The organism is Limnohabitans sp. Rim11, from assembly GCF_001269365.1.
Taxonomy (GTDB): domain Bacteria; phylum Pseudomonadota; class Gammaproteobacteria; order Burkholderiales; family Burkholderiaceae_C; genus Limnohabitans_A.
Genome location: NZ_CXOM01000002.1, coordinates 433,009 through 446,569 on the forward strand (window position 1 = coordinate 433,009; position 13,561 = coordinate 446,569).

The following is a 13,561-nucleotide window of genomic DNA, read 5'->3' on the forward strand; positions in this document are numbered from 1 at the left end:
CCCGAGGGGTACGAACTGCCGCCGAAACAAATTACCAGCCCAAGAGCAAGTGCAATGGCAGATACGCCAGCATGCCCGCCAAAATGGTCCAGAGCACATTGCGTTTCCAAAAATAAACGACACCGCCTACCACGGCGCCCATCCAGCGAGCATCCATCCAAGTCTGCAAGAACTGGCCTTGCTGCATCAAAATTTCGGGGAAGACCACTGCTGCCATCGCCGCAATGGGGGCAAATTGCAAGCCCCTTTGCGCCCATGCTGGCAAGGTCCATTCTTCGCTAGAGATGAAAAAGAAACAACGCGTGATGACGGTCACCACGGTCAAGCCGACGATCACGCCAACTGTCCAAAAATCAGTGCCTTCAAACAACATCATTTGCTTAGCCCTGCCTGCGGTTTTTGAAAACGCTCAAGACTCATGCTCAAAACAACCGCCACCACAATGGCCAGCACGATGTTCAACTTCAAAGGCAAGGCATAAGCGACGATGGCCGTCACGGCGGCCACTGTGGCTGCAAAAAACCGCATCTTGGTGCTGGCCAAAGAACAAAAAATACCGACCAAACAAAGCGTGCCCGCAAAGCTCAAACCCCAAGCAGGTGGAATGAAGTTGGCCAAAAAAATACCAAACATGCTGGCCACCATCCAACTCACCCAGACGATGCACGTATTGCCCGCCAGAAAAGCGGCTTGCGTGTGCTGCGTTTCAAGGTCTTCCGCTGGTTTTAGAAATCGTCGGGTAAACAAAACGTAGCTGATGTCGGCCGTCAGGTAGCCGTGCAGCATGCGTTCAAAGCGGGGCAGGTGCATCAAGTAAGGACGCAGATGCAAACTGAAAACCATGAAGCGCAAATTGACACAAAAGCCTGTGGCCAAGATAACCCAAGCGGGCGCGCCTGCTGCAATCAAAGGGATGGCCGCCAACTGCGAACTGCCTGCGTACACAAACAATGTCATGGCGATGGACTCGAGCACGCTCATGCCGGAATTCATCATGGCCACACCAATCATCAAACCCCAAGCCGCTACGCCTGGCGCTTGGGGTGCGGCGTCTTTCATGCCTTCAATGAAGGCCGAATGACGGTAATTTTCAGCCTTTAAAAACATCGCCAACGGCACCCTTGAAGCTGCGTACAAATTCAGAGACCGCTTGTCGCTTGCCGCCTGGTTTTTGCAATTGCGTCAGGCACAACACGCCTTCGCCGCAGGCAACCTGAATGCCTTCATCAGCGATGGCCAAAATGCTTCCGGCAACGTGCTCATGATTCAAACTCGCGTCTTTGTTCAATGCATGCGCCTGCCAGACCTTGATGACTTCATCACCCAGTTGCATGCTCATACCTGGAAACGGATCGAACGCACGCACACGCTGCGCCAGCACCTGCGCAGATTGCGACCAGTCTAGAGCCGCTTCTAATTTTTCAATTTTGTGGGCATACGTCACCCCTTCTGCGGGCTGCTTGATCGGCTCAAATTGACCCACCAAGCTCAGCGCCTTCACAATCATCCGCGCTCCCATGTTGGCCAAGGCATCGTGCAAGGTGGCGGTAGTTTCTTGTTGGCCGATGGGCATGGTTTCTTTGAACAGCATGTCGCCCGTATCAAGGCCTGCATCCATCTGCATGATGGTGACACCCGTCTCGGCATCTCCCGCCTCAATGGCGCGGTGAATGGGTGCTGCACCTCGCCATCTAGGCAGCAAAGAGGCATGAATGTTCAGGCAACCAAAGCGAGGCGCGTCGAGCACCCATTGCGGCAAGATCAAGCCGTAGGCAGCCACCACCATCACGTCGGCTTGCGCCTGCGCAATGAACTGCTGCGCAGCAAGGGCTTCATCTGGGTATTTGCCGTCCAGCTTCAAACTGTGCGGTTGCAACACTGGCAATTCATTGGCCAGTGCAAACTGCTTAACCGCTGAAGCTTGAAGTTTCATACCTCGGCCTGCTGGGCGATCGGGCTGTGTCATGACGCCCACAATTTCATGCCCAGCCGCATGCAAAGCCGCCAATGCGCTGCGGGCAAATTCGGGGGTGCCCGCAAAAATAACGCGCATGTATTTTCTTTCGGAGAGAGCTGAAGGGCGTGCTGAAGGGAGCGAGATTAAGCGCTGTCTTTTTGCGCTTTCAACATTTTGGTTTTGATGCGATTGCGTTTTAAGGGCGACAAATATTCCACAAACACTTTGCCCATCAAATGGTCTAACTCGTGTTGAACACAAACGGCCATCAAGCCCTCGGCTTCCAGTTCACGAACTTGGCCGTGCTCGTCGGCTGCCTTTACTTTGACTGACACGGCACGCTCAACGCCATCGTAGATACCGGGCACTGACAAGCAACCTTCTTCACCTTTGATGCGCTCTTCGCTGGCCCACGTAATTTCGGGGTTGATCAAGACCACGGGTTGGTTTCGCTCTTCTGAGGTGTCCATCACCACCAAGCGTTGATGCACATCGATTTGGGTGGCGGCCAGGCCAACACCTTGGGACTCATACATGGTCTCCAACATGTCAGCCACCAAGGCGCGCAGCTTCTCATCAAACTCAGTGACGGGCTTGGCCACCTTGTGCAAGCGGGGATCGGGATAGCAAAGAATGTTTAAAAGTGCCATGGTTTTATTTAATCAGCAATACCTCTATTTTCTCCAATTTGAAGAAGCCTTGCCCAAGAGCGTCATCCTACCCAAAATCAGCCCCCCTGCCTTTGGCTGCCTCAATTGGAAAATCCATGGTTTCTACCCGTGAAAGTCTCAAAGCTTGGCTGCGCCTCAGCCTGACACCTGGCGTTGGCAACATCACAGCCCGCGCTTTGATTCAGGCCTTTGGCTTGCCCGAATCCATTTTTCAAAGGTCCGCCGCCGAATTGCAAGCGCTTGTCAGCCCTGCAGTCAGCCACCAGCTTTGTCGGGAGCCTGAGGGCTTAGAAGAAACTCTGAACATCACTTGGGAGTGGCTGCACAAGCCTGCGCCGCGGCACGCCTCAACTGAACTGCACAAACGCCTGCTAACCCTGGCCGACACCGACTACCCCAGCAGCCTCATGCTCACACCCGATCCGCCATGCCTGCTCTATGTCTTGGGGCAAACACAGCACTTGCATTGGCTCAGCCCCGCGCCGTTCAAAGCACCCGCGGCCGTGGCTGTGGTGGGCAGTCGAAACCCCACACCGCAGGGGCGTTTGAATGCGCATGAATTTGCATCTACCCTTGCTCAAGCGGGCTTGACGGTCATTTCGGGCTTGGCTTTAGGGGTCGATACAGAAGCGCACTGCGGGGCACTTGAAGGCGGAAGTTTGACCAACCCGCTTCACACGGTGGCCGTGGTGGGCACTGGCCTAGACCGTGTCTATCCGCATCAAAATCATGCATTGGCACTCAACATTGCAACGAACGGCCTCTTAATCAGCGAGTATCCGCTCAATACACCGCCCATCACCGCTAACTTTCCCAAGCGCAATCGGCTCATTGCCGGCTTATCGCAAGGGTGTTTGGTGGTGGAGGCCGCTACACGATCGGGTTCTTTGATCACGGCCAAACAGGCCATCGACATGGGCAAAGAGGTGTTTGCCATTCCTGGTTCTATCCACACCACCGTGGCCAAAGGTTGTCACGATCTCATTAAGCAAGGTGCCAAGCTGGTCGATTGCGCGCAAGACATCCTGGATGAGCTCAAAGATTTGCCAGTCATGTCTGAAAGTTTGAGGGAGCCATCTCTTTCAATGGCGGGCACCGAAGGCACAGCCCTTCAAGATTCTGGTTCAGACAGAGACGAGCAAAACGGCCTGTCACTTCAGGTCATTGACCACTTAGGCCACGACCCTGTGGGGCTTGATGAGTTACAGATCAGGAGTGGTTTGCCAACCGCCCAATTGCAGGCAGAGTTGTTCCAACTTGAACTGAGCGGAGCGCTAGGCAGATTGCCGGGCGGCTTGTATCAAAAGCTCAAAAGGCCTGTGTCTCGCCGCCCGTCTAATTCGCATTAAAAATTGAGATTTAGACCACAGCACCCGAGTTGGGGTCGTCTGGATCTTCGTCTTTTTTAGGTGCGGCCTTGATCAGGTCTTCACGCTGAATGCCCAACCACATGGCAATGGCTGCCGCCACAAACACCGACGAGTAAATACCAAACAAAATACCAATGGTCAGTGCCATGGCAAAGTAGTGCAAGGTTTCGCCACCAAACAACAACATGGAGAGCACCATGATTTGGGTCGAGCCGTGCGTGATGATGGTTCGGCTGATGGTGGACGTGATGGCGTTGTCGATAATTTCAACCGTGTTCATCTTGCGATAACGGCGGAAGTTCTCGCGAATTCGGTCAAAAATAACCACCGATTCGTTCACTGAATAACCCAACACGGCCAATACCGCAGCCAACACTGCCAATGAAAACTCCCATTGGAAATAGGCAAAGAATCCCAAGATGATGATGACGTCGTGCAAGTTGGCAATGATGGCTGCCACCGAGAATTTCCACTCAAAGCGAACGGCCAAATAAAGCATGATGCCGATGACCACAAAGGCCAAAGCCTTCAAGCCATCCGCCGCCAACTCTTCGCCCACTTGCGGACCTACAAATTCTGTGCGACGCAGGGTGGCTTCAGCATTTTGCGCTTTCAAAGACTCCATCAATTTGTCACTTTGCTGCGCAGAGCTGACGCCCTTTTGAGCTGGCAAACGGATCATCACATCGCGCGCAGTGCCAAAGTTTTGCACCTGCACATCGTTGTAACCCAAGCCCGACACGACGCCACGGACTTTGGTCAGGTCAGCGGGCTGGCTGTAACTGACTTCCATGACGGTGCCGCCCGTAAACTCGACCGACAAATGCAAACCGCGGCTGAATAAAAAGAAGACGGCCAACAAGAAAGTCACGAGCGAGATCACGTTGAAAATCAACGCGTGCTTCATGAAGGGAATGTCTTTGCGGATTTTGAAAAATTCCATGATGCTGCTCCGCTTTATGCTTTGTCTTCAGTAGTGGCAGGTACTGTGGCGGGTACTGCGGCACCTTCAGGGCGCCACACTGTGCCAATGGACACTGACTTGAGTTTCTTCTGGCGGCCATACCAAAGATTGACCAAGCCACGCGAGAAAAACACCGCAGAGAACATGCTGGTCAAAATACCCAAGCAGTGCACCACGGCAAAGCCGCGCACAGGGCCAGAGCCAAATGCCAACAAGGCCACGCCCGCAATCAGGGTGGTGATGTTGGAGTCAAAAATAGTGGACCACGCACGGTCGTAACCGGCATGAATGGCGGCTTGCGGCGAGGCACCCAAACGCAACTCTTCGCGCACACGCTCGTTGATCAGCACGTTGGAGTCAATCGCCATACCCAAAGCCAATGCCATCGCGGCCATACCAGGCAGAGTGAGGGTGGCTTGCAACATCGATAGCGCCGCCACCAACAACAACAAGTTGACACCCAGCGCAATACTGGAGAAAAGACCAAACACCATGTAATAAAGACACATGAAGGCAACAATCACCAAGAATCCCCAAGTGACGCTGTTGAAACCCTTGGCAATGTTTTCGGCACCTAGGCTGGGGCCAATGGTGCGCTCTTCAATGATTTCCATGGGCGCAGCCAAAGAGCCTGCACGCAACAACAAGGCCGTGTCGTTGGCTTCTGCTGTGGTCATGCGGCCAGAAATTTGCACGCGACCGCCACCAATCTCAGTTCGAATGACGGGCGCCGTCACTACTTCGCCCTTGCCTTTTTCAAACAGCAAGATGGCCATGCGCTTGCCGACGTTTTCGCGGGTGACGTCTTTAAAGATGCGTGCGCCCTTGCCGTCCAAGGACAAGTTAACCACAGGTTCTTGCGTTTGGCCATCAAAGCCAGGCTGCGCGTCAGTGAGGTTGTCGCCGGTCAAAATGACTTGCTTCTTCACGATCACTGGCTGGCCATTGCGTTCTAAATAACGCTCGGAGCCAAAGGGCACCATGCCATTGGTTTGCTCAGCAGATCGTGCCTCACTGCTTTCGTCGACCAAGCGAACTTCCAAGGTGGCCGTGCGACCCAAGATGTCTTTGGCCTTGGCAGTGTCTTGCACGCCAGGCAGTTGCACCACAATGCGGTCTAAGCCTTGTTGCTGAATCACAGGTTCAGCCACGCCCAATTCGTTGATGCGGTTGTGCAGTGTGGTGATGTTTTGTTTAAGCGCTTGCTCTTGCACACGGCGTGCCGCTTCTGGCTTGATGCTGGCTGTGATTTTGAACTCAGTGCCATCGGGTGCATCCACAGCTTGAAGATCGGCAAATTGTTCAGCCAATACGCGTTTGGCGGCAGCCAATTGGGCTTGATCGCGCACGCGCACTTCGATGTTGGCGCCGTTGCGAGCAATGCCGCTGTGGCGCACATCTTTTTCACGCAAAGTGGTGCGAATATCACCCGCCAACGAATCTACTTTTTGTGACAAGGCGGCTTTCATGTCGACTTGCAACATGAAGTGAACGCCCCCGCGCAAATCCAAGCCCAAATACATCGGGGCTGCATGCAATGATGTCAGCCAGGCGGGTGAGCGTGACAACAAATTCAAAGCCACCACATAACCGTTGTCAGAGCCCTCGGGAATCAAGGCTTTCTGAATGGCGTCCTTGGCTTTGAGTTGCTGCTCTGTCGATTCAAAGCGCGCTTTGATGGAGTTGCCTTCCAGCGCCACAGCTGCCAGCGGCACATTGGCTGCCTTCAGGGCCTCTTCCACACGGGCCAAAGTGGCTGTGTCCACCTTGGCACTCATCTTGGAAGATGAAACCTGCACCGCCGGTGCTTCCCCAAAAAAGTTAGGCAAGGTATAGACCACGCCCAACAACAAAGCGATCACGATGATCGCAAATTTCCACACCGGATAACGGTTCATGATGGCAGCCGCTTCAAAGAAGAAAAAAGGAGCACTGCGCCAGCCCAAGCGAAAAGCTTGGGCCAATTGCGCAATTACTTGATCGTGCCTTTTGGCAAGACTTGAATGACGGCGGAACGCTGCATTTGAACTTCAACGCCATTGGCAATTTCAATGCTCAAAAAGCCATCGCCCAATTTGCTGACTTTGCCCAAGAAGCCACCAGCGGTAATGATTTCATCACCTTTGGCCAGGGCATCGATCATGGCTTTGTGTTCTTTTTGCTTTTTCATTTGGGGGCGAATCATGACGAAATACAGCACCACAAACATCAACAGCAAGGGCAGCATGCTCATCAAAGAAGATTGCATGTCGCCACCGGCGGCAGCGGCTGGGGCGGTTTGGGCAAAAGCGGATGAAATGAACATCAAAGAACTCCGAGAATAAATTTAGGTAATAACCTCAGAGCCGGCCAGAAACCGGCTGTCAAGGCCAACCACTGATTGTATGCGGGGCTATGATGGCATCCAAAGACCTTGTCTAACTCGGGAGACGACCTTGGCCAGCCATTCTCATGACCACGATCACGACCATGATCACTCTAATTTGAGTGAAATGGACGTCAGGGTGCGGGCCCTGGAAACCCTGCTGACCCAAAAAGGCTACATCGACCCTGCGGCCATAGACCGCATCATCGAAACCTACGAAACCGAAGTAGGCCCTCACAACGGCGCCCAAGTTGTGGCCAAGGCTTGGGCCGAGCCTGAATTCAAGGCTTGGCTTTTACAAGATGCCACTGCGGCCATTGCTTCTTTGGGTTTTACGGGTCGCCAAGGGGAACACATGGTGGCCGTAGAAAACACCGCCGAGCAGCACAACATGGTGGTTTGCACCCTATGCAGTTGCTACCCATGGCCCGTTTTAGGCCTACCGCCAGTTTGGTACAAAAGTGCCGCCTACCGCTCAAGGGCCGTGCTAGAGCCTCGCAAAGTCTTGGCCGACTTTGGCGTGACCTTGCCAGACAACACTCGGATTCGCGTTTGGGATTCCACCGCCGAATTGCGCTACTTGGTTTTGCCCAAGCGCCCAGCAGGCACCGAGCACATGTCACAAGCTGAACTGGCCAGCTTGGTCACCCGAGACGCCATGATAGGGACGGCCCTGGTATGAACGGCGTCCACGACATGGGCGGCCAGCAAGGATTTGGCCGTGTTCTATTAGAAGACAACGAGCCCTTGTTTCATGCCGCCTGGGAAAGTCGGGCCATGGCCGTCACCGTCGCCGTGGGCGCCAGTGGCCTATGGCACATTGACCTCAGCCGCGCAGCGCGAGAGTCATTGCCACCAGCCGTCTATTTGTCGAGCAGCTATTACGAAATTTGGATCCGCGCGCTTGAAAAACTCATGCTAGAACGCGGCATGGTGACGCCGACAGAACTGGCCAACGGGCAACAGATCGCCCCGCCGATCAAAGTGAACAGCGTTCTAACCCGCGCTAATGTGGATGCAGCCTTGAAAGCCGGCAGCCCCACCGAGCGCCCCATCGATCAACCCGCCTTGTTCCAAGTGGGCCAACAAGTTCGCGCACGCAACATGCATCCTCAAGGCCACACGCGTTTGCCCCGCTATGTGCGTGGTCATGTAGGCACCGTTGTGAGTGTGCACGGCGGCCATGTGTTTCCAGATGGGCACACCTTGCGTGCCACACCGCCCTTCCATGTGCCTGTGCAATGGCTTTACACCGTGGTCTTTGACGCTACCACCCTGTGGGGTGAACAGAGCGATCCCACTGTCGAAGTGACCGTAGATGCTTGGGAATCTTATTTGGAAGCGATGGCCTAAAGCCTTCGATCTCCTCACTATGCAAAACACCCACCTCACGCTTGAAGAGATTGCCCAACACTGCGGCGGTCAAATGCCATTGCCCGTGCAAGACGTCAATGGCGCTGTGTTTTCAGAACCTTGGCAAGCCCATGCGTTTGCCATGACTTTGCAGCTTCATGAAAAAGGCTTGTTCACTTGGCCTGAATGGGCTGCCGCACTGACTGCAGAAATACGAAGTGCCCAAGTGGCCGGCGATACCGACACAGGCGCGACGTATTACGCCCACTGGCTCAACGCACTAGAGTCCATGGTGCTGGCCAAGCAATTGGGCACGGCCGATCAAATTCATGAACTGGAACATGCTTGGGAAGATGCGGCAGCGCGCACACCGCACGGACAACCCATTGTTTTAGAACTGTGAAATTCCCCTTTCTTCCCGTTGCGGCACTCATCGGCAGTTTGATCACACTCAGTGTGGGTACATCGCTGGCCAAAAGCTTGTTTCCTTTTGTGGGTGCAGAAGGCACCACCACCTACCGCTTGATTTTTTCGACGCTGTTGCTCATGGCCTTTTGGCGACCTTGGCGCCGCACTTGGTCCTGGAACGAGGCGCCACTTTTGGTGATGTTTGGTGCCACCTTAGGCATCATGAATTTGCTGTTTTATAGCGCTATCAAAACCGTCCCCTTTGGCTTGGCCATTGCCATTGAATTCACAGGCCCCTTGGCCGTGGCCTTGTGGTCGTCCAAAAAACCACTTGATTTTGTTTGGATCGTGTTGGCCGTTCTTGGCATGGGCTTGATCTTGCCTTTGTCTCAGCAAATGGGCGCAGACAGTCCAGCGGCACTTGATCCGGTTGGCATTGGCTTCGCATTAGGCGCTGGTTTTTGCTGGGCTATGTACATCGTGATTGGCCAACGCGTGGCCGATCGCATTGGCGCGTTTGCCACACCCATGGGCATGCTGGTGGCCGCTATGGTGGTCACACCTTTTGGTATTAGCGTGGCGGGTGCTTCTTTGCTGAATGTGGAGTGGATGTTGATCGGCTTGGGCATCGCCTTGCTTTCAAGCGCCATTCCCTACAGTTTGGAAATGTATTCGCTCAAACACTTGCCCAAACAAACCTTCAGCATCTTGCTGAGTTTGGAACCAGCGGTGGGCGCCTTGGCTGGATGGCTGGTGTTGGCTGAACAACTAAGCACACAGCAGCTATGTGCCATTGGGTTGATCATGGCGGCTTCCATGGGAAGCGCCATGACCGCGGGACAACGCAAGCCTACAGAAACTTAACGCACAAGATTTTCGCCCAGTTGAAACTTATTCCATCAAGGCAACCACTGCATTCATTGGCAACCACAAGCTCAAGGGATGAGAGGAGAATTTTTTGAAGCCATGCTTTTCATAAAACAGAACAGCTTCTTGATGCTTGGCATCCACCACCATGGCGTAGGCTGCTACGTCGGCCTGAAAAACGCGCGTCAAAGCATCTGCCAACAAAGCAGAACCTAAACCGATTTGTTGAGCGGACTGTGTCACAGCCAATCTGCCCATTCTTGCGACTGGCACCGTGGGGTAGCGTGGCAATTTTTTGGCAAGCACTTGGGGCAAGTCTGCCAGCAGCACGCTTGAAGCGGCCAAGGTGTAATAACCCGCTACTTGACCCCAACTGTTGACCGCTACAAAACAATGCGCAACATGCCGCCTAATGTCTTGCGTCACTTGTGTTTTGAAGTACCGGTCTAAGTCGACGTCACCACAATCAAACTCATTGCGCGGGTGATCCGCCCTTAGCACTTCGACCTTGAAAGGTCCTGTGTTCAAGTGAGGTCCAACAGCTTGCGCCTGTTTTCAAACGCGCGTTTTAAAGCCGCCTTGGGTTTGGCAGGCGCCAACAATGATTTTGCAAATTGGACTTGATCGGCTTGGGCCAGTTGGATGTAATGCGCCTTGGCCAACGCATCACTGGCAGCCTGTTGCACCGCCGCCACCACAAAGTCTGTGACAGAGCGCCCTTCTAATTCGGCCGCTTGACGAAGCAAGCCATGCAAATCATGGCTGATCCTTGCCTCAAGACGAGCTGCAGGCTGTGCTTTGTTCATTTTTTTGTCCATTGACCGAGTGTACGGCAGATTGCCGGAAATGATCCTGAAGTGCGCCACCGAGAGATTCTTATCTCGAAGATCAACACCCCTCACTCATGATAGACATCAGCAGGAAGGCGACAGTGTCATTGGCTTGCACCAAGACACTGTGAACATCAAATATCGATGTTGCCCGCGCGCAGCGCGTTGCTTTCGATGAAGTTGCGACGTGGCTCCACCTCGTCACCCATCAGCATGGTGAACACGCGATCGGCTTCAATGGCGTCGTCAATTTGAACTCGCAGCAAACGGCGCACGGTAGGGTCCATGGTGGTTTCCCACAGCTGAGCGGGGTTCATTTCGCCCAAGCCTTTGTAACGCTGACGGCTGGTGGTGCGCTCGGCTTCGCCAATGAGCCAGTGCATGGCTTGACGGAAGTCGTTGGTCTTTTCTTCTTTTTGCTTGTCGCCTTCGCCGCGCATGACTTTGGCGCCTTCGCCCAACAAGCCACGGAAGGTGTTGGCTGCTTCGGCCAAAGCTGCATAGTCGGCACCGTGCACAAAATCTTGTGTGATGACGCTGCTCTTGATGTTGCCGTGGTGACGGCGGCTGATGCGCAGCAAAGGTTTGTCGGTACGGGCATCAAACTCGGCACTCACTTCGGCAGGGACGCCGGTGGTGTTGAGTTCGCGCAATTTAGCTTGCAATGCAGGCGCACATTCAGCGGCGTTGTCGAGGTTGTCGAGGTTGAGGGCCACACCATCGGCAATGGCGCGCAAAGCTTCGGCATCCATAAAGTTAGACAAGCGGTGAATGACGGCTTCGGCCACTTGGTGCTTGCGCGCCAAAGACTCGAGTGTTTCGCCACTGAGCACTTGAGGTGAGGCACCACCGGTGGCAATGCTGGCGTCTTTCAAAGCGATGCGGAGCAAGAAACCATCGAGTGCGGGCGCATCCTTCAAATACAACTCTTCTTTGCCAGCCTTCACTTTGTAAAGTGGCGGCTGCGCAATGTAGATGTGACCGCGCTCTACAAGGTCGGGCATTTGACGGTAAAAGAACGTGAGCAACAAAGTGCGAATGTGGGCGCCGTCAACGTCGGCGTCGGTCATGATGATGATGCGGTGATAGCGCAACTTGTCGACGTTGAAGTCGTCGGTGCCGCTCTTGCCAGAGTCGGCCGTGACTTTGCCAATGCCGGTGCCCAGCGCTGTGATGAGCGTGACGATTTCATTGCTGGTCAGCAATTTTTCGTAACGTGCTTTTTCAACGTTCAAGATCTTGCCGCGCAGTGGCAAGATGGCTTGGAACTTGCGATCACGACCCTGCTTGGCAGAGCCGCCGGCGGAGTCGCCCTCCACGATGTAGATTTCGCAAAGCGCTGGATCTTTTTCTTGGCAATCGGCCAACTTGCCTGGCAAGCCCATGCCGTCGAGTACACCTTTGCGGCGTGTCATCTCGCGGGCTTTGCGCGCGGCTTCACGGGCTCGTGCTGCTTCGACAATTTTGCCGCACAATATTTTGGCATCGTTGGGGCGCTCTTCCAAAAAGTCGCCCAAAGCTTTGGCCACAATGTCTTCTACGGGTGCGCGCACTTCGCTGGACACCAGCTTGTCTTTGGTCTGGCTAGAGAACTTCGGCTCGGGCACTTTGACGCTGAGCACGCAGCACAAGCCTTCGCGCATGTCGTCGCCACTGACTTCGACTTTTTGCTTTTTGGCAATTTCGTTTTTCTCGATGTACTTGCCAATGACACGTGTCATGGCTGCGCGCAAACCTGTGAGGTGAGTGCCGCCGTCACGTTGTGGAATGTTGTTGGTGAAGCACAAAACGCTTTCGTTGTAACCATCGTTCCACTGCATGGCCACTTCGACACCAATGCTGGTGCCAGGAATGCCGCCGTATGAATCGGCAGGTCGCTCGCCCATGGCGATGAACGCGTTGGGGTGCAATACTTTTTTGTTGGCATTGATGAAATCAACGAAGCCCTTGACGCCACCGGCGCCAGAGAAGTCATCTTCTTTGCCGCTGCGTTCGTCTTTGAGGCGAATGCGCACACCGTTGTTCAAGAAGCTCAGTTCGCGCAAACGCTTGGCCAAAATTTCGTAATGAAAATCGTGGTTCTGCGTGAAGATGTCGGTGTCGGGCAGGAAGTGAACTTCGGTGCCGCGCTTTTCTGTAGCGCCCGTGATTTTCATGGGGGACACTTCAACGCCGTCGACCATTTCGAGCAAACGGTTTTGCACAAAGCCTTTGGCAAATTCAATTTGATGCACTTTGCCATCGCGGCGCACTGTGAGGCGCAACCACTTGCTGAGCGCGTTGACGCAGCTCACGCCCACACCGTGCAAACCACCAGACACTTTGTAGCTGTTTTGGTTGAACTTGCCGCCTGCGTGCAATTCTGTCAAAGCAATTTCTGAAGCCGAGCGCTTGGGCTCGTGCTTGTCGTCCATCTTGACGCCTGTAGGAATGCCGCGACCGTTGTCAGTGACGCTAATCGAGTTGTCGGAGTGAATGGTGACCACAATGTCGTCGCAGTGACCCGCCAAAGCTTCGTCGATGGAGTTGTCGACCACCTCAAACACCAAGTGGTGCAAGCCCGTACCGTCGGACGTATCGCCGATGTACATACCAGGGCGCTTGCGAACGGCTTCCAAGCCTTCCAAAATTTGGATCGATCCCTCGCCATAGCCCTCTGATGCGCCGGCTTGGTTGGTGTCGATGATGGGCTGAATCGTTGTGAACTCTTCGGCGCTTGGCTTGTTTTCTTCGGTCATTTTTACTTTTCTCAATCTCTCGAATGGCCGAAACCCGC

At 54.2% G+C, this 13,561-nt stretch carries 15 protein-coding genes; 5 read left to right on the forward strand and 10 right to left on the reverse strand.

The window, feature by feature from the left end; genetic code table 11:
* Window positions 1–31: 31 nt before the first annotated feature.
* From AMM03_RS06760 to def, 4 genes are read right to left on the reverse strand one after another with little or no spacing between them, the layout of a single operon-like run.
* Window positions 32–376: an AzlD domain-containing protein gene (locus AMM03_RS06760; protein ID WP_369793671.1), complete on the reverse strand. Its 345-nt coding sequence runs from the start codon at window positions 374–376 to the stop codon at window positions 32–34.
* Window positions 373–1,107 (reverse strand): AzlC family ABC transporter permease, encoded by a 735-nt coding sequence (locus AMM03_RS06765; RefSeq protein ID WP_090129789.1) that lies wholly within the window; start codon window positions 1,105–1,107, stop codon window positions 373–375. The genes AMM03_RS06760 and AMM03_RS06765 overlap by 4 nt, the downstream gene beginning before the upstream one ends.
* Complete coding sequence (fmt, locus tag AMM03_RS06770) at window positions 1,091–2,053, reverse strand: methionyl-tRNA formyltransferase (RefSeq protein ID WP_090129790.1); 963 nt, start codon at window positions 2,051–2,053, stop codon at window positions 1,091–1,093. The genes AMM03_RS06765 and fmt overlap by 17 nt, the downstream gene beginning before the upstream one ends.
* Before the next feature lie 47 nt (window positions 2,054–2,100).
* Window positions 2,101–2,607, reverse strand: a complete 507-nt coding sequence (gene def, locus AMM03_RS06775) for a peptide deformylase (RefSeq protein ID WP_090129792.1) — start codon at window positions 2,605–2,607, stop codon at window positions 2,101–2,103.
* A gap of 116 nt (window positions 2,608–2,723) precedes the next feature.
* On the opposite strand from def, the gene dprA reads away from it, so the two are divergent.
* Window positions 2,724–3,977, forward strand: coding sequence for a DNA-processing protein DprA (dprA, locus tag AMM03_RS06780; RefSeq protein WP_090129795.1), 1,254 nt, complete (start codon window positions 2,724–2,726; stop codon window positions 3,975–3,977).
* A 10-nt stretch (window positions 3,978–3,987) separates the two neighbouring features.
* Here the strand turns inward: dprA and secF are convergent, their stop codons facing one another.
* The 3 genes from secF to yajC all read right to left on the reverse strand — a co-directional run bounded on the left by secF (window position 3,988) and on the right by yajC (window position 7,267).
* Window positions 3,988–4,941, reverse strand: coding sequence for a protein translocase subunit SecF (secF, locus tag AMM03_RS06785; protein ID WP_090129797.1), 954 nt, complete (start codon window positions 4,939–4,941; stop codon window positions 3,988–3,990).
* Between the two features lie 14 nt (window positions 4,942–4,955).
* Window positions 4,956–6,860 carry a protein translocase subunit SecD gene (secD, locus tag AMM03_RS06790; RefSeq protein WP_090130717.1) on the reverse strand — a complete coding sequence of 635 codons (1,905 nt, stop codon included), beginning with the start codon at window positions 6,858–6,860 and terminating at the stop codon, window positions 4,956–4,958.
* Between the two features lie 74 nt (window positions 6,861–6,934).
* Complete coding sequence (yajC, locus tag AMM03_RS06795; protein ID WP_090129799.1) at window positions 6,935–7,267, reverse strand: preprotein translocase subunit YajC; 333 nt, start codon at window positions 7,265–7,267, stop codon at window positions 6,935–6,937.
* Window positions 7,268–7,454: 187 nt separating this feature from the next.
* Between yajC and nthA the strand changes: the two genes are divergently transcribed.
* From nthA to AMM03_RS06815, 4 genes are read left to right on the forward strand one after another with little or no spacing between them, the layout of a single operon-like run.
* The gene (gene nthA, locus AMM03_RS06800) at window positions 7,455–8,009 is read left to right on the forward strand and encodes a nitrile hydratase subunit alpha (protein ID WP_228764631.1); all 555 of its coding nucleotides are present in this window, start codon (window positions 7,455–7,457) and stop codon (window positions 8,007–8,009) included.
* The gene (nthB, locus tag AMM03_RS06805; RefSeq protein WP_090129803.1) at window positions 8,006–8,680 is read left to right on the forward strand and encodes a nitrile hydratase subunit beta; all 675 of its coding nucleotides are present in this window, start codon (window positions 8,006–8,008) and stop codon (window positions 8,678–8,680) included. The genes nthA and nthB overlap by 4 nt, the downstream gene beginning before the upstream one ends.
* A gap of 19 nt (window positions 8,681–8,699) precedes the next feature.
* Complete coding sequence (locus tag AMM03_RS06810; protein WP_369793672.1) at window positions 8,700–9,083, forward strand: nitrile hydratase accessory protein; 384 nt, start codon at window positions 8,700–8,702, stop codon at window positions 9,081–9,083.
* On the forward strand, window positions 9,080–9,952 hold the full coding sequence (locus AMM03_RS06815) for an EamA family transporter (RefSeq protein ID WP_228764598.1): 873 nt from the start codon (window positions 9,080–9,082) through the stop codon (window positions 9,950–9,952). The genes AMM03_RS06810 and AMM03_RS06815 overlap by 4 nt, the downstream gene beginning before the upstream one ends.
* Window positions 9,953–9,979: 27 nt before the next feature.
* Here AMM03_RS06815 and AMM03_RS06820 read toward each other — a convergent pair whose 3' ends face one another.
* The 3 genes from AMM03_RS06820 to gyrB form a co-directional block, all read right to left on the reverse strand.
* Complete coding sequence (locus tag AMM03_RS06820) at window positions 9,980–10,483, reverse strand: GNAT family N-acetyltransferase (protein ID WP_090129805.1); 504 nt, start codon at window positions 10,481–10,483, stop codon at window positions 9,980–9,982.
* Window positions 10,480–10,773, reverse strand: a complete 294-nt coding sequence (locus AMM03_RS06825; RefSeq protein WP_228764599.1) for a type II toxin-antitoxin system TacA family antitoxin — start codon at window positions 10,771–10,773, stop codon at window positions 10,480–10,482. Before AMM03_RS06825 ends, AMM03_RS06820 begins: the two co-directional genes overlap by 4 nt.
* A 146-nt stretch (window positions 10,774–10,919) precedes the next feature.
* Window positions 10,920–13,523 carry a DNA topoisomerase (ATP-hydrolyzing) subunit B gene (gyrB, locus tag AMM03_RS06830; RefSeq protein WP_090129807.1) on the reverse strand — a complete coding sequence of 868 codons (2,604 nt, stop codon included), beginning with the start codon at window positions 13,521–13,523 and terminating at the stop codon, window positions 10,920–10,922.
* Window positions 13,524–13,561 lie beyond the last annotated feature (38 nt).